Source organism: uncultured Enterococcus sp. (genome assembly GCF_913775425.1).
In the GTDB taxonomy this organism is placed as follows: domain Bacteria; phylum Bacillota; class Bacilli; order Lactobacillales; family Enterococcaceae; genus Enterococcus_G.
In genome coordinates this window covers 1-16,194 of the sequence record NZ_CAJYIS010000076.1, presented here as the reverse complement: position 1 = coordinate 16,194, position 16,194 = coordinate 1, and the positions used below count along the sequence as shown (strand labels likewise).

At 40.1% G+C, this 16,194-nt stretch carries 15 protein-coding genes and 1 pseudogene; 3 read left to right on the top strand and 13 right to left on the bottom strand.

What is annotated here, in order from left to right; genetic code table 11:
* Positions 1-87, top strand: a pseudogene (gpmA, locus tag QZ413_RS08945) (2,3-diphosphoglycerate-dependent phosphoglycerate mutase); the annotation flags it as partial.
* 43 nt (positions 88-130) lie between these two features.
* On the opposite strand, the gene QZ413_RS08940 reads toward gpmA, so the two are convergent.
* From QZ413_RS08940 to QZ413_RS08880, 13 genes are all read right to left on the bottom strand, one after another.
* Entirely contained in the window at positions 131-1,318 is a 1,188-nt protein-coding gene (locus tag QZ413_RS08940) for an iron-containing alcohol dehydrogenase (protein WP_297079416.1), read from the bottom strand.
* 102 nt (positions 1,319-1,420) lie between these two features.
* Positions 1,421-2,125, bottom strand: a complete 705-nt coding sequence (gene deoD, locus QZ413_RS08935; protein WP_297079414.1) for a purine-nucleoside phosphorylase — start codon at positions 2,123-2,125, stop codon at positions 1,421-1,423.
* Positions 2,126-2,139: 14 nt separating this feature from the next.
* Positions 2,140-2,958, bottom strand: a complete 819-nt coding sequence (locus QZ413_RS08930) for a purine-nucleoside phosphorylase (RefSeq protein WP_297079413.1) — start codon at positions 2,956-2,958, stop codon at positions 2,140-2,142.
* Positions 2,959-2,968: 10 nt separating this feature from the next.
* On the bottom strand, positions 2,969-4,135 hold the full coding sequence (gene deoB / locus QZ413_RS08925; RefSeq protein WP_297079412.1) for a phosphopentomutase: 1,167 nt from the start codon (positions 4,133-4,135) through the stop codon (positions 2,969-2,971).
* A gap of 95 nt (positions 4,136-4,230) precedes the next feature.
* Positions 4,231-5,184 (bottom strand): ABC transporter permease, encoded by a 954-nt coding sequence (locus QZ413_RS08920; RefSeq protein ID WP_297079410.1) that lies wholly within the window; start codon positions 5,182-5,184, stop codon positions 4,231-4,233.
* A complete protein-coding gene (locus tag QZ413_RS08915) occupies positions 5,184-6,335 on the bottom strand; it encodes an ABC transporter permease (RefSeq protein WP_297079408.1) in 1,152 nt (383 codons plus the stop codon). The genes QZ413_RS08920 and QZ413_RS08915 overlap by 1 nt, the downstream gene beginning before the upstream one ends.
* Entirely contained in the window at positions 6,328-7,863 is a 1,536-nt protein-coding gene (locus QZ413_RS08910) for an ABC transporter ATP-binding protein (protein ID WP_155855538.1), read from the bottom strand. Before QZ413_RS08910 ends, QZ413_RS08915 begins: the two co-directional genes overlap by 8 nt.
* Positions 7,864-8,041: 178 nt before the next feature.
* Positions 8,042-9,136, bottom strand: a complete 1,095-nt coding sequence (locus QZ413_RS08905) for a BMP family protein (protein ID WP_016186020.1) — start codon at positions 9,134-9,136, stop codon at positions 8,042-8,044.
* Between the two features lie 67 nt (positions 9,137-9,203).
* Positions 9,204-9,608: a cytidine deaminase gene (locus QZ413_RS08900; RefSeq protein ID WP_297079406.1), complete on the bottom strand. Its 405-nt coding sequence runs from the start codon at positions 9,606-9,608 to the stop codon at positions 9,204-9,206.
* Positions 9,609-9,621: 13 nt separating this feature from the next.
* Complete coding sequence (gene deoC / locus QZ413_RS08895) at positions 9,622-10,284, bottom strand: deoxyribose-phosphate aldolase (protein ID WP_297079404.1); 663 nt, start codon at positions 10,282-10,284, stop codon at positions 9,622-9,624.
* Positions 10,285-10,310: 26 nt separating this feature from the next.
* Complete coding sequence (locus QZ413_RS08890) at positions 10,311-11,612, bottom strand: pyrimidine-nucleoside phosphorylase (RefSeq protein WP_297079403.1); 1,302 nt, start codon at positions 11,610-11,612, stop codon at positions 10,311-10,313.
* A gap of 134 nt (positions 11,613-11,746) precedes the next feature.
* On the bottom strand, positions 11,747-12,763 hold the full coding sequence (locus tag QZ413_RS08885; protein ID WP_297079401.1) for a LacI family DNA-binding transcriptional regulator: 1,017 nt from the start codon (positions 12,761-12,763) through the stop codon (positions 11,747-11,749).
* A gap of 100 nt (positions 12,764-12,863) precedes the next feature.
* On the bottom strand, positions 12,864-13,466 hold the full coding sequence (locus QZ413_RS08880) for a class I SAM-dependent methyltransferase (protein WP_297079398.1): 603 nt from the start codon (positions 13,464-13,466) through the stop codon (positions 12,864-12,866).
* 140 nt (positions 13,467-13,606) lie between these two features.
* On the opposite strand from QZ413_RS08880, the gene coaA reads away from it, so the two are divergent.
* A complete protein-coding gene (coaA, locus tag QZ413_RS08875) occupies positions 13,607-14,530 on the top strand; it encodes a type I pantothenate kinase (protein ID WP_297079395.1) in 924 nt (307 codons plus the stop codon).
* Positions 14,531-14,628: 98 nt separating this feature from the next.
* A complete protein-coding gene (guaA, locus tag QZ413_RS08870) occupies positions 14,629-16,194 on the top strand; it encodes a glutamine-hydrolyzing GMP synthase (protein ID WP_297079392.1) in 1,566 nt (521 codons plus the stop codon).

Sequence of the window (16,194 nt, the reverse complement as noted above, 5' to 3'; positions counted from 1 at the left end):
ATCATGGATCTAGAAATCCCTACTGGTCAACCTTTAGTTTATGAATTAAACGATGACTTATCAGTAGCGAAAAAATACTACTTATAATAAAAAAACCTTCCTGAAATCAGGAAGGTTTTCTTTTTTTAATTTAGATGAAGCTTGAAGGTGTCATACATGCTTCATAGATTGCAACAACATCTTCTTTTTGCAATGGTTGGAAACCAATCGTATCGATTTTGCTGTGTGCAACAGCTTGAGCAGCCATTTCTTCAAAAGCAGAATCATCTTCGATTCCGACTTCTGGTAATGTCATTGGGATACCACATGCTACAAAGTAATCGTATAATTTTTGGATTCCCATGCGTGCTGCCATTTCTGGAACACTTTCTTGAACGTGGAAAACTTCACGCGCAAAACGAGCTAATTTATCCACTGTTTCATCGTTTAACACATGTTCCATCCAACGTGGAGTTAAGATCGCAAGTCCAATACCATGTGTGATATCGTAAAAAGCACTTAATTCATGTTCCATTGGGTGAGTTGACCAAGTACCGGCTTTACCGCTACCTGTCAGACCGTTTAATGCTAAACTACTTGCCCACATCAAGTTCGCACGTGCATCGTAGTTTTCTGGATCTTTTAACGCGATCGGTGCATTTTGGATCACTGTACGCATCAAGCCTTCAGCTACGCCGTCTTGTACATCCGTACCTGGTGTTAAGTCAAAATAGTTTTCCATCAAATGACTAAAGATATCTGCGGAACCCGCTGCTGTTTGGTATTCACTTACGGTAAATGTCAATGTAGGATCTAAGAATGAAGCTTTTGGTAAGAAGCTTGGTCCACCAAAACCTAATTTTTGTTTTGTTTTTAAGTTTGTGATTACAGAACCACGGTTCATTTCACTACCTGTAGCCGCTAATGTTAAAATCGTTACTAATGGTACTGCATCGCCCATATAGCCACGTTTTTCAACCATTTCCCAAAGGTCGCCTTCATAAAATGCGCCTCCAGCGATTGCTTTACTACAGTCGATAACCGAACCACCACCGACAGCTAAGATCACATCGATCGCTTCGGCTTTACAGATTTCTGCCCCTTGTTCTACTGTTTCAATACGTGGATTTGGATCAACACCAGAAACTTCAAAGACTTCGTTGCCGTTTTCTTTCATTAGGTCCATGATTTTACCATATAGGCCACTACGCTTGATGCTACCTCCGCCATATACTAATAAAACGCGTTTTCCAAATTGATTTAAAACTTCTGGTAGTTCGCCTAGACGATCTTTCCCAAAACGAATATCTGTGCTTACATTAAATGTAAAATTTTCCATCTATGTTCATCCTCTCTATCTAATACATGGTATACAATACTAAAAAATAAGCAGGTATACCACTAATTTGGCTTGTATACCTGCTTTTTTCTTATATGATTCTTATGCGATTGCAGTTTCTAAACCAATTTTGATCATATCATTAAACGTTGTTTGGCGTTCTGCAGCACTTGTTTCTTCACCTGTCACAATATGGTCACTCACAGTACAGATCGCTAATGTCTGCACACCAAATTTAGCTCCTAGATAGTAAAGGATTGCCGCTTCCATTTCAACACCCATCACGTTGTAATCGGCTAGACGCAAAGTAGACGTCATACCATCTTTATAAAACGTATCTTCGGATAGGATATTTCCTACGTGTGTCGTTACGCCGTGTTCTGTTGCTAATTCATATGCTGTTCTCAACAATTGGAAATCCGCGATCGGTGCAAAATGAAATTCACCAAAATGTTTTTGGACCATCGATGAACTTGTCACAGCACCTTGAGCGATGATCAAATCACGCACATGAACATCTTCTGAGATCGCACCACATGTTCCGACACGGATCAGTTTTTTCACGCCGTAAGATTGGATCAATTCTTGCATGTAAATACCCGCTGAAGGCATCCCCATTCCTGTTCCTTGCACAGAGATCCGTTCTCCTTTATACGTTCCAGTAAAACCTAGCATTCCACGAACATTATTGTAGCAAACCACGTCTTCTAAAAACGTTTCTGCAATATATTTCGCGCGTAAAGGATCTCCTGGTAGTAAAATTTTGTCTGCGATTTCGCCTTCTTTAGCTTCAATGTGTACACTCATGTTTTTATCCCTTTCTATAACGCAGCTAGCGTATCTTTGATCAATGATTTGAATTCTTGTTTGACACGTTCTGTGGTCTCCACAACTTCTTCGTGATTTAATTCTTTTTGCATACCAGCAGCTAAGTTCGTGATACAAGATACACCCAAGACACGTAACCCACTGTGTACGGCTACGATCACTTCAGGAACCGTCGACATCCCGACAGCATCGGCACCGATCGTACGGGCAAAACGAATTTCAGCTGGCGTTTCATAAGTTGGGCCAGTGAATCCCATGTAGACTCCTTCTTTTAGATGTAAGCCACTTTTCTCACCGATTTCTTTAGCTACTTTACGGTATTCATGATCAAAAGCTTGACTCATATCTGGGAAACGAGGGCCCATTTCATCGATATTTTTCCCGATTAATGGATTGGTTCCCATGAAATTGATTTGATCTGTGATCAACATCAAATCTCCTGGAGTAAAACTTTCATTTACTCCACCACAAGCGTTTGTTACGATCAATGAATGTGCGTGTAATGCAGCCATCACACGTACGGGATACGTCACAACGTCCATTGAATGGCCTTCGTAAAAATGGAAACGTCCTTGCATCGCCAAGACTTTTTTACCAGCTAATTCACCGTAGACTAATTGCCCAGCGTGTCCCACAACTGTTGAAACTGGAAAATGTGGAATATCACCATAAGGAATCACGATCGCATCGGTGATCTCATCAGCCAACTCACCTAGTCCTGAACCTAAAATCAAACCAAAATCGATTTCTTTAACTCCTGCTTCTTTGATAAAAGTCGTGGTTTCTGTTAAACGTTCGTTAAATGTTGTCATCTCTACACTCCTATTTTAAATGATTTAAGAAACTTTCACCGTTTTCTGTTGCCGGAACATCAAAGTTTTCGGCAATCGTTGCAGAAATATCGGCATAATGGCCTTGAGGTAATTTACCTTGACCTTCCATTTTTTTGCTAAATACAAGTAGTGGCACATATTCTCTTGTATGATCCGTTCCAGGGAACGTTGGATCATTTCCGTGATCGGCGGTGATCATCAATAGATCGTCTTCTTCCATCGCATCTATGATCTCTGGGATTCTAGCATCAAAATCTTCGATAGCTTTGGCATATCCAACTACATCGCGGCGATGACCAAACAAGGCATCAAAGTCGACTAAATTTGTAAAACTCAACCCTTCAAAGTCTTTATCCATCACTTTAAGCAATTGATCGACACCGTCCATATTGCTCTTCGTACGAACATATTCCGTAATTCCTTGTCCGTTAAAGATATCGTTGATTTTTCCGACTGCGATTACATCTTTACCATTGTCTTTTAATGAATCCAAGACTGTATGACCAAATGGATCAAGTGCATAATCATGACGATTAGCTGTACGCGTAAAGTTACCTGGTTCTCCCACATAAGGACGTGCGATGATGCGCCCGATCATATAGGGATCATCTTTTGTGATCTCGCGGACATACTCACAAATACGATACAACTCTTCTAATGGAATAATGTCTTCATGTGCTGCAATTTGCAAGACTGGATCGGCTGAGGTATAGACGATCAGATCGCCAGTTTCCATTTGTCCTGGACCATAATCATCAATGACTTTCGTTCCAGAGTAAGGCAAGTTACAGACGACTTTACGACCTGAGAATTCTTCAATTTTTTGTAATAACTCTTCTGGAAATCCATCTGGAAAAACGCGGAAAGGCGTTTTAATATTTAATCCCATAATTTCCCAGTGGCCAGTCATTGTATCTTTTCCGACTGAGATTTCTTCTAGTTTCGTTGCATACCCTTTATGCTCTTTAACGTCTGTTACACCTGTCAATGGTTTGATCGTCCCTAAACCTAATTGTTCAAGATGAGGAATGGTTAAACCCGCTTCTTTAGCGATATGACCCAACGTATCTGAACCGACATCGTTGAATTTATCTGCATCCGGCGCTTCACCAATACCCACTGAATCCATGACGATCAAATGTACACGTTTAAACATATTATCCCTACTTTCTTTTAATGGTGATACTTTATAATATAAAAAGGGTAAGACAAAGTTGACTGCGCTCCTTCCTCTCACCCCTTTTAGATACCTTATTTAGATTTAATATAGTTGCGACCATTTGCTTTTGGTCCTGAAGCTTTTCCTAAGAAAATAACTAGGACGATAATCGTTAAAACATATGGCGTGATTTGTAAATACACATCTGGAATCGAATTGATGACTGGAATGTTGCGTCCAGCGATACTCAAGTTTTGTGCGAAACCAAAGAAGATCGCAGCTCCCATTGCACCAAGTGGATTCCATTTACCAAAGATCAAGGCAGCTAACGAAATGAAACCTTGTCCTGAGATCGTCGTTACCGCAAAACGTCCTGAGATCGATTGAGCGAACAATGCTCCACCCATACCACCTAAAAATCCTGATAGCAATACACCTGAGTAACGCATCGCATATACGTTAATCCCTAAAGTGTCTGCCGCTTGTGGATGTTCACCCACAGAACGCAAGCGTAATCCAAATTTTGTTTTAAAGATGATAAACCAACCCAATACTGCTACTAAAATTGCAAAGTATGCAGGTAACGTCGTATTGGTGAAAAAGATTTTTCCGATTACTGGAATATCACTTAACACTGGGAACGTATAATATCCAAAGATTTGTGTAATATTATCCGTTTGCCCCTTACTATAGATTACTTTAACTAAAAAGACTGCTAAAGCTGGAGCCATCAAGTTCAATACAGTACCACTAATGATATGATCAGCACGGAAATTGACGGTCGCTACCGCATGTAACACTGAGAAAATCATTCCGACAAGTCCACCGCATAACATGGCTAACCACGGTGTCCAGCTACCAAATTGATCCGCAAACGTTAAGTTAAAGACAATTGAGCTAAACGCACCCATTACCATAATTCCTTCAAGACCTACGTTTACGATCCCGCTACGCTCTGAAAAGATTCCGCCCAATGCTGTTAAGATCAGCGGTGCGGCATAAATCAATGTCTGGGTTACAATTGATGCAATCTCATTGATACTCATCAGATCGTACCCCCTTCCTGTGATTCATCGTCTGGTTTGGTTTCAATTTCATTTACAACAACCACTTCTTTTTTACCTTGGAAGAATTTTGCTAAAACAAAACGGATGACATAGCTAATTCCGATAAAGAAGATAATGATCGCAATATCCACATCGACTAATTCTGATGGAATACCTGCAAACTGCATTCCTTGTCCACCAAGTTTTAAGATACTAAATAAAATAGCAGCTAAGAAAATCCCGATCGAACTACCGCCACCTAATAACGATACGGCCATTCCATCAAATCCGATACTTAATGATGATCCTTGAACAAAGAAGTTGTTGAATGTTCCAAGACCTTGAACCACTCCACCAAATCCTGCAAGTGCTCCTGAGATCACCATCGAAATAATGATCGTACGTTTACTGCTCATTCCTGCATATTCTGAAGCAAATGGATTCAACCCTACTGAACGGATTTCAAATCCTAATGTCGTTTTCTTCATTAAGAACCAAATCAATACTAAAAATAGGATAGCAAAGAAGATTCCTAAGTTTAGACGTGAACCATTGGTTAAATTAGATAAAAAACTTGTTTGCAAAGAGGCACTACTTGAAATCGTCTTTGTTACCCCTTTAGTTGAAATAATATCTGGACTCATCACGTTGTTTACGATATGTGTACTAACGTATAATAAAATATAGTTCATCATAATGGTTACGATTACTTCACTCGTGCCAAAGAATGCACGTAAAATTCCTGGAATCGCTGCAGCAATTGCTCCTGCTACCACCCCTGCGATTACCGCTGCTGGTAATACCACGATCGCTGGTGCTTCTGGCATCGATAACGCTATCCAAATACTAGCAACCCATCCACAAAGTGCTTGGCCTGAAAGCCCGATATTGAAAAATCCAGCCGAATTGGCGACTGCAAACCCAAGACCTGTAAAAATCAACGGCGCTGCGGTTACAAATACTTCTCCGATATTTCTGGCATTGATCCCACCAGACTGCATATCTACAAATACAGTTCGAAACATTGTTTGGTATCCAGTCACTGGATTATACCCAAAGATCAACATGATCAAGCCACCTAGAAGGAATCCCAAGATAACCGCAATGATCGGAACCGACAGATTTCTAATTTTTTCTGCTCGATTATTCAACAGTCTCACCTACCTCAGCTAGCTCTTTTCTGGCTTCTTCTAATGAATATCCTGCCATCAACAACCCTAATTCTTTTTCTGATGTTTCTTTTGGATCAACGATACCCACGATTTTACCAGCGTGGATCACGGCGATTCGATCAGAAACATTTAAAATCTCTTCTAGTTCAAAACTAACAAGTAAAACAGCTTTCATCTTATCGCGTTGCTCGATTAAACGTTTATGGATAAACTCGATTGCCCCTACGTCTAATCCACGTGTCGGATTGGCTACGATCAATAGATCAGGATTACGATCTACCTCACGTGCGATAATGGCTTTTTGTTGGTTCCCACCAGATAGTGCACTTGCTGGAACAAGTTCACTTACTGTTCGCACGTCGAATTCTTGGATCAAATCACGCGCGTGTTCGTTGATCTCACCATAATTTAGCACGCCCATTTTACTATAAGGTTCTTGATAGTAAGTTTGGATCCCGATATTTTCGGCTAAAGACATCTCTAAAACCAAGCCATATTTGTGGCGGTCCTCAGGGACGTTACCGACACCAGCTTCTGTGATTTTACGCGGAGACAAATTAGTAAGCGATTCTCCATTTAATTTGATCTCGCCACTTTCGACTTTGCGTAATCCAGTCAAGGCTTGAAGTAATTCAGATTGACCGTTACCATCGATTCCGGCGATCCCTAATACTTCTCCTGCACGAACTTCTAAACTTAAGTCTTTGACTGCTTCTAGTCCACGATTTTCTTTAACGACAAGATTTTCGACACTCAAAACAACTTCTTGTGGTCTTGCTTCTTTTTTCGCTGTTTTAAACGATACCGCACGTCCAACCATCATATCTGCTAGTTGTTGTGAGGTTACGTCTTTTACATCAACAGTTCCGATACTCTTACCACGACGGATAACTGAACAACGATCAGCCACTGCTTTGATCTCGTCTAATTTATGCGTAATGATAATAATCGATTTGCCTTCTTTAACTAATTCTTTCATGATCGCAATCAATTCTTCGATTTCTTGTGGTGTTAATACAGCAGTTGGTTCATCAAAGATCAACACATCGGCACCACGATACAATGTTTTTAAAATCTCAACCCGTTGTTGCATTCCGACTGAAATATCGCGAACTAACGCATCAGGATCAACAGAAAGACCATATTGTTTTGAAACTTGTTCGATTTCAGCACGTGCATCTTTTTTGTTTAACATACCAAAATGCGTTTTTTCACTACCTAAAATAATGTTTTCTGTTACTGTAAAAGCATCCACTAACATAAAATGCTGATACACCATCCCAATACCTAAGCGATTGGCTACTGTCGGACTTGAAATGTTAACTTCTTTTCCGTTCAATAAAATTTCGCCTGAGGTTGGTTCCAAAATACCAGACAACATGTTCATCAGCGTCGATTTACCCGCACCATTTTCACCTAATAATGCGTGGATCTCTCCTTTTCGTAGCTGCAGATTAATGTCATCATTGGCTTTAAAGGTACCAAATTGCTTCGTAATGTGACGCATCTCAATGACATAATTTTGCTCTTGGGCCACTTTATTCACATCCTTACTTATTTTCTGCGGTTATTTGTGTCAACTAAAGGAAGGATTTCCTTACCAAAAGAGAAGACATGCTTCTCCTTTCGTAAAAAAACCAAGAACAGAGGCGATCTGATTCGCCTGACCACCTCTGAATGTTGAATTATTTTTCTGGAGCTTCTGGGATAGTGATTTTGCCATCGATGATTTCTTGTTTCGCTTCATCGATTGCTTTTTTCGCTGCATCTGATAAGTAACCGTCAGTGATGCTTACACCACCATCTTTTAGACCATATTCTAAGTGTTGTCCACCAGGGAATTTGTCATCTAAAGCACGAGTTGAAATATCTTCTACCGCAGCACCTACACCTTTAAGTGTTGATGTCAAAGTAAAGTTTGCTTCTTTACCGTCTTTAGTTTTAAATTTACCTTCGTCTTGTTGATCGCTATCCACACCGATAACCCAAACTTGTTTTGTTGCAAGTTCTGATTCCGTTAATTGCTCATCGATTGCTTTGGCTTCTTGGAACACACCAGCACCAGTACCACCTGAAGCATGGTAAATGATGTCTGCGTTATTTTGGTACATTGAAGCTGCTAATGCTTTTCCTTTAGCAGGGTCACCAAATGATCCAGCATATTGTACGTCGACTGTTACTTCTTTACCTAATTTTTTCGCAGTATCTTCAACACCTTTTTCAAAACCAGCTTGGAAACGGTCGATTACGGCACCTTCTTCACCACCGATAAACCCAACTTTATTTGTTGTTGTGGTTTCAGCTGCTGCAACACCTGCTAAGTAAGCTGCTTCGTTATCTTTAAATGTTGCTGAAACTACGTTATCTGCTTCTACAACGTCATCGATGATCGCAAAGTTAACATTTGCATTTTGTGCTGCTGCTTCTTTAATAGAAGGAGCTAATAAGTAACCAATACCAAAGATTGTTTTAAAGCCATTTTGTACAGCACTATTTACGTTTGTTGTATACTGAGAAGCGTCGTTTGATTGGATATAATCATAGCCTCCAGTACCTTTTTTCATATCATGTTTTTTACCCCATTCTTGCAAACCTTCCCATGCAGACTGGTTAAATGAACGGTCATCTACTCCACCGATATCTGTTACTAACGCTACGCTGTGGTTATCTGTCTTGCTACTGTCTTTTGATGAATCATCGCTTTTACTTCCACATGCTGCTAATAGTAGAGTACTTGAAAGTGCGACTACGCCTAAACCAAATAATTTTGCTTTTTTCATTGCTGTAAAGCCCCCTATAAATAGTTTTTTTATTTTCAAAAGTCGTAAACGACCGAATGAACATGAGTTACACGTTTAAATCTTTATCGGTAAAAAAGTATGGTAATAATTCTTCGACAGTCATCTCTTTTTGAACACCATCATCACCGATCAACGTAACCGGCATATCTGGTGCACAAAATTCAGAAATCACTTGACGACAAGCACCACATGGTGAGATCGGATCTGGTGTATGACCAGCTACAACTAAATGTTGAAATTCGCGCTCACCTTCAGATACTGCTTTAAAAATCGCAGTGCGTTCTGCGCAATTGGTCAATCCAAAAGATGCATTTTCGATATTTAATCCTTGATACGTCGTACCCTCTTTTGTAACTAGACAAGCACCGACTGGAAAATGTGAATATGGAACATAGGCTTTATCTAACGCTTTTGTAGCGATATCGATCCATTCTTGTTTTGCTGTTGCCATATTGTTCACTCCTTTAGTAGCCGACTCCAGTTTGACCAGAGATAATGGCAATACTTGCGCTTGTTCCTAGACGAGTTGCTCCTGCTTCGACTAACGCTAGCGCATCTGCTTCACTGTGGATTCCACCAGAAGCTTTGACACCCATTTCAGGACCAACTGTCGTACGCATCAAGCGAACATGATCCACTTTTGCACCACCAGTTGAAAAACCAGTAGATGTTTTAACAAAATCTGCTCCTGCTTTTTTCGCTAGTTCACAAGCTTTCACGATTTCTTCATCCGTTAATAACGCTGTTTCGATGATTACTTTCACTAAAGCTCGATCTTTAGCTGCTTCAACAACTGCTTTGATATCTTCTTCCACAAGGTTTAACATGCCGCTTTTTAAAGCGCCGATATTGATCACCATATCGACTTCATCAGCACCATTTTTGATGGCATCCGTTGTTTCAAATGCTTTTGTTGCTGGAGTATTTGCTCCTAAAGGAAAACCAATCACCGTACAAACCGCAACCGGTTCGTTCTTTAATTGCTCCGCTGCAAAGGCTACCCAAGTTGGATTCACACAAACTGAGTAAAAGCGATGTTTTTTCGCTTCGTCAATAATTCGTTGTACCACTTCTTTAGTGGCATCTGCTTTTAAAATAGTATGGTCGATCATTCGATTTAATTCCATGGTTACTTGCTCCTCATTTCTGTTCATTATTCAGTGATTACTTCATGGATCAGTGGAGGTTCTTCTCCATTTTCTCCGATCGTGATGTTTTCTTGAATCAATGCGATGACTTCTTCAACGTCTTCAGTATTGCTAAAGATCGTCAGTAAGATGTCGCCTTCTGAAACGGCTTCGCCAACTTTTTTGTGAAGCTTCAATCCTACTGCATGGTCGATTTCATCTTCTTTTGTTTGACGTCCTGCACCTAACATCATGGCTGCGATTCCCAATTCATTGGCTGTCATTTTTTGAATGACCCCTGTGCGTTTAGCTGGGAGTGCTATCTCATAGCGTGCAGTCAATAATTTTTCAGGTTCATCTACGATACTTGGATCGCCGCCTTGATTTTTGATCATCTCTTTGAATTTTTCTAAGGCCCGACCACTTTCAAGCGCTTCTTTCAATAACTCACGCGCTTCTTCGAGTGTGTCGGCTTTTTTCGCTAATACGACCATTTGGCTACCAAGTACGTAACACATTTCCTCTAAATCTTCTGGTCCTTTTCCTTGCAAGGTTTCAATCGCTTCTACAACTTCTAGACTGTTTCCGATCGCTTCCCCTAAAGGTTGAGACATATCTGAGATGACTGCCATCGTTTGACGATTGGCCAATGCTCCGATGCGTACCATCGTATGGGCTAAGCGTCTAGCATCCTCTAAGTTTTTCATAAAGGCTCCGTCACCTGTCGTTACATCTAACACAATTGCATCCGCACCAGCTGCGATTTTTTTACTCATAATTGAACTTGCGATCAACGGAATCGAATCTACTGTAGCTGTCACATCACGCAAAGCATAGAGTTTTTTGTCTGCAGGGGCTAAATCACCAGATTGGCCAATAACGGCTACTTTACTTTCATTTACTAGATCTACAAATTGTGCTTCGGATACTTCGATTTTAAATCCAGGGATCGCTTCTAATTTATCAAGCGTACCTCCCGTGTAACCTAAACCACGACCAGACATTTTTGCTACTGGAACATCGACGCTTGCGACAAGTGGAGCTAAAATCAATGTCGTCGTGTCCCCAACACCACCAGTCGAATGCTTATCGACTTTAATGCCGTCAATCGATGAAAGATCCATGACTTCTCCTGAATTTGCCATCGCTAGCGTTAAATGTGTGATTTCTTCGTCCGTCATATCTTTGAAAAAGATCGCCATCAAGAGTGCACTCATTTGATAGTCAGGAATGTGATTGTTCGTGTATTCCGAAATAATAAATTCAATCTCTTGTTTCGATAAACTTTGTCCTTCACGTTTCTTTTCGATTAAATCGACCATGCGCATAGATAAGAACCTCGCTTCCTTAACTTAGCTTTATTATACATTAAAATCATTACTAGTAAACCACTTTAGTAAAACAGTTTACTAAAAACAACAAATATATTGAAAGCCTTTACATTGTTGATTATACAAGGCGATCAACCAGTTGTCAATGGTTTCACGCTCTCACGAATAATTAATTTTGTATCAAAAATTTTATTTGGCACTCGATGTTTAGGAAACTCGATTGCATCAACTAAAAACTTAGCTGCTGTAAAGCCAATATCAAAAGTTGGTTGCGCTACCGTAGTTAGTGGTGGGCTCATATATTCTGTAAACTGGATTCCGTCAAAACCTATCACTGAGATGTCATCTGGTACTTTTCGTCCGGATTCATGGATCGCTTTATAACACCCCATCGCCATTAGATCATTACCACAGAAAATAGCGGTGATTTCTTTTCTGTACAATAGTTCTTTAGCTGCTAAATACCCACCTAAGATCGTAAGTTCGTTGCTTACGACATATTGTTTACGAAATGGGATATCTGCATCTTTTAATGCTAAACGATAGCCATTGAAGCGTTCTTCTAATTGGTAATACCCAGTATTTTCTTTTAAGATCCCGATATGTCGGTGTCCTTGTTGGATCAAATGTTTGACCGCCAAATAAGATCCTTCATATTCTTTGATGATCAAACGGCCTGAATCCCGTTGATTGATTCCTCGATCAATCAAAATCATCGGTGTACGTTTGGCAAAGGCACTGTTTAAATTGTATTCTTCTGGTAACATGTGCGGAGTCGCTAGTAAGATTCCATCAACAGCTCGATGCGCTAGATCATCTAAACACTTCAGTTCTTTTTGTAAACTTTGCCTTGAATTACACAAGATCAACATATAGCCTAGTGGATTGATATATTGCTCGACACCTTCAACGATTTTTGAGAAAAAAGAATCTGTCACATCTGGTACGATCATCCCAATCGTTTTCGAGTGACGCTTAATCAAATTGGAAGCAAAAAAATCTGGTCGGTAATGATATTCATCCACGATTGTTAAAACTTTACGTCTCGTCTCTTCACTAAAGCGACTTCCTTTGTTGTTTAAAATTTGCGATACAGTCGTGACCGAAACACCTGCAAGTTCCGCAATTTGTCGAATCGTTAACTTCACAACGAGCCCCCCTCAGCTTTTTCTTTAGTTTACCAAATTTAGTAAACGCTTTCTAGTGGTAAACCAAAAACAGGATCGCAAAATCGCGGTCCTGAATACTCTACATTTTTGTACTTTGGATAATAAAATAGCCTTTGTCTTTGGCGATAACTTCAGCATTACCAAAGACTTCTTCCATGCGTTTTTTCGCACTTGGCGCACCTTGTTTCTTTTGGATCACGACCGTCAAAGTACCTTTTGATTTTAGTAACGCATGCGCGTCAGTTAAAATCTGGTGTACAACTTGTTTACCTGCACGAATCGGCGGATTACTCACAATTGCTGCATATTGGGTATCATTTAGTTTCTCATATAAATAAGAAGGATGAATATCCACGTTTGCAATGTGATTGTGCTGTGCATTTTTTTGTGCAAGCTCGACTGCGCGCTCATTGATATCGATCATTTCAACCGTTCGATCAGTCGTTTTAGCTAATGTTAATCCGATTGGACCATAGCCACAACCGACGTCTAAGATCTTGCCTTCTGGTAAGTCTTGATCAGAAAAGGCATCGATCAAGACGCGCGAACCATAATCGATCGTTGATTTTGAAAAGACACCACTATCGGTTAAAAAACGAAACGTGTGCCCTTTTAGTTCAAATGTAAATTCCGAAAACTGATGGTCAAGATCGGGATTTTTTGTGTAATAGTGATTACTCATCTTCGTACTCCTTTAAGTCTTTGTTCCTATCATACTAAATTTTACGCACTTGTAAACTCTCTAGCCAAAAATAACTCGACTTCTGCGCTTTCTAGTGATTTTATGGTACACTACTTGAGACTAAACAAAGGAGCTTTCTTATGAAGGAAATGACCAATTATTATCAAATTCCTCGCTCAGAATGGCAAGGATTTTACCGCAAAGGACACACCCCTTTGACCCAAGAAGAATTAGATAGCATCAAAAGTTTGAATGACCGCATCTCGATGCAAGATGTAGAAGATATCTACATCCCACTTTGTCATTTGATCCATTTATATATGAAGGAATTTGAATCGCTTACTTTGAGTAAAGGACTATTTTTACACCGCTATGAAAAAATGCCTCCGTTTATTATCGGAATCGCCGGTAGTGTAGCTGTTGGAAAAAGTACGACAGCGCGTGTCTTACAAACCTTACTCGATCGCTTGTTTTCAAGACGTAAAGTCCAATTGATCACAACAGATGGCTTTTTGCATCCAAATAAAGTATTAGAAGAACGTGGCATTATGAATCGTAAAGGATTTCCAGAAAGTTATGACATGCAAAAGTTGATCCACTTTTTAGATGAAGTCAAATCTGGTAAACCAAATATCGAGATTCCGATGTATTCGCACAGTGTCTACGACATTATCGACGATGAAGTCGAGATCATTGATCGCCCAGATATTTTGATCGTTGAAGGGATCAATACCTTACAGCTTCCAGCAAATGAACAAATCTATGTCAGTGATTTTTTTGATTTTTCGATTTTTGTCGACGCAAATCCAGAACTGATCGAAAAGTGGTATTTGGAACGTTTTGAATCGTTACTCGATACCGCATTTCAAGATCCATCGAACTATTATTACAATCTAGCCACTGGTAATCGTAAAGATGCGCTTAAAGTAGCAAAAAATGTTTGGAAAACCATCAACTTGGTCAACTTGACCGAATATATTTTACCAACAAGAAGCCGCGCGGATATTATCTTGCATAAAACTTTGAAGCATACAATAGATGAAGTTCATCTAAGAAAATATTAATAAATCGTAAATAGCTTTTGCAAAATCGAGCTTCCTCCCTTATGATAGAGGATAAAATATTGTACTACAAAATTTGTTAAAGAATAGGGGTAATAATCGTGACGAACGTTGACAACATGCCAAACGTTGAAAAAATCATCGTATTGGACTACGGTAGCCAATACAATCAATTGATCACTCGCCGTATCCGTGAATTTGGAGTTTTCTCTGAATTACTAAGCCACCGCATCACCGCTGAAGAAGTGAAAGCGATGAATCCAAAAGGAATCATTCTTTCTGGTGGACCAAATTCAGTTTATGACGAAGGTTCTTTTGGAATCGATGAAAAAATCTTTGATCTAGGCATCCCAGTATTAGGTATTTGTTATGGAATGCAGCTGATGACTCACCGTTTAGGCGGAAAAGTCGAACCTGCAAAAAACAAAGAATACGGAAAAGCTCAACTTGAGATCACTGATGCTAAAGCAGCACTTTTTGCAAGCACACCACAAACGCAAACCGTTTGGATGAGTCACGGCGATTTAGTTACCCAAGCACCGACAGACTTTGAAGTCGTTGCTACAAGTAATGATTGCCCGATCGCGTCGATCGAAAATGCAGCCCGCAAAATGTACGGCGTTCAATTCCATCCGGAAGTTCGTCACTCAGAATATGGAAATGATTTACTTCGTCACTTTGCCTTAGACGTATGTCAATGTAGCGCAGACTGGAGCATGGAAAACTTTATCGAGATGCAAGTTAAAGCGATCCGTGAAAAAGTTGGCGACAAAAAAGTTCTACTTGGCCTATCTGGTGGAGTGGATTCAAGTGTTGTCGGCGTCTTATTACAAAAAGCGATCGGTGATCAATTAACGTCGATCTTTGTAGACCATGGTCTATTACGTAAAGGTGAAGCAGAACAAGTAATGGAAAGTCTAGGCGGAAAATTCGGCTTAAACATTATTAAAGTCGATGCTAAAAAGCGTTTTATGGATAAACTAGCTGGCGTTTCTGATCCAGAACAAAAACGTAAAATCATCGGAAACGAGTTTGTTTACTTATTTGATGATGAAGCAACAAAACTTGCCGGCGAAGAAGGCGTTTCTTTCTTAGCACAAGGAACACTTTACACCGACGTGATCGAATCTGGTACGGAAACAGCGCAAACAATCAAATCACACCATAACGTAGGTGGTCTTCCTGAAGACATGCAATTTGAGTTGATCGAACCATTAAATACCCTATTCAAAGACGAAGTTCGTGCATTAGGAACCGAACTTGGCATGCCAGATAGCATCGTATGGCGCCAACCATTCCCTGGACCAGGTCTAGGAATTCGTGTTCTAGGTGAATTAACAGAAGAAAAATTAGAGATCGTGCGCGAATCTGATGCGATCTTACGCGAAGAAATCGTCAATGCTGGTTTAGACCGTGACATCTGGCAATACTTCACTGTTCTACCAGGCATTCGCAGTGTCGGCGTAATGGGCGATGGCCGTACGTATGATTATACTGTCGGTATTCGTGCTGTAACATCGATCGATGGGATGACAGCAGACTTTGCACGTATCCCTTGGGATGTGTTACAAAAAATCTCAGTACGTATCGTAAACGAAGTCGCACACGTCAACCGCATCGTGTACGATATTACAAGTAAACCACCAGCAACTGTTGAGTGGGAATAA

Bases quoted from the DNA above. Each gene is read 5' to 3' on its own strand.
- QZ413_RS08905 (WP_016186020.1), bottom strand. From the start codon at position 9,136: ATGAAAAAAGCAAAATTATTTGGTTTAGGCGTAGTCGCACTTTCAAGT.
- QZ413_RS08940 (WP_297079416.1), bottom strand. From the start codon at position 1,318: ATGGAAAATTTTACATTTAATGTAAGCACAGATATTCGTTTTGGGAAA.
- deoB (WP_297079412.1), bottom strand. From the start codon at position 4,135: ATGTTTAAACGTGTACATTTGATCGTCATGGATTCAGTGGGTATTGGT.
- deoC (WP_297079404.1), bottom strand. From the start codon at position 10,284: ATGGAATTAAATCGAATGATCGACCATACTATTTTAAAAGCAGATGCC.
- QZ413_RS08930 (WP_297079413.1), bottom strand. From the start codon at position 2,958: ATGACAACATTTAACGAACGTTTAACAGAAACCACGACTTTTATCAAA.
- QZ413_RS08890 (WP_297079403.1), bottom strand. From the start codon at position 11,612: ATGCGCATGGTCGATTTAATCGAAAAGAAACGTGAAGGACAAAGTTTA.
- QZ413_RS08910 (WP_155855538.1), bottom strand. From the start codon at position 7,863: ATGCGTCACATTACGAAGCAATTTGGTACCTTTAAAGCCAATGATGAC.
- deoD (WP_297079414.1), bottom strand. From the start codon at position 2,125: ATGAGTGTACACATTGAAGCTAAAGAAGGCGAAATCGCAGACAAAATT.
- coaA (WP_297079395.1), top strand. From the start codon at position 13,607: ATGAAGGAAATGACCAATTATTATCAAATTCCTCGCTCAGAATGGCAA.
- QZ413_RS08900 (WP_297079406.1), bottom strand. From the start codon at position 9,608: ATGGCAACAGCAAAACAAGAATGGATCGATATCGCTACAAAAGCGTTA.
- QZ413_RS08920 (WP_297079410.1), bottom strand. From the start codon at position 5,184: ATGAGTATCAATGAGATTGCATCAATTGTAACCCAGACATTGATTTAT.
- QZ413_RS08880 (WP_297079398.1), bottom strand. From the start codon at position 13,466: ATGAGTAATCACTATTACACAAAAAATCCCGATCTTGACCATCAGTTT.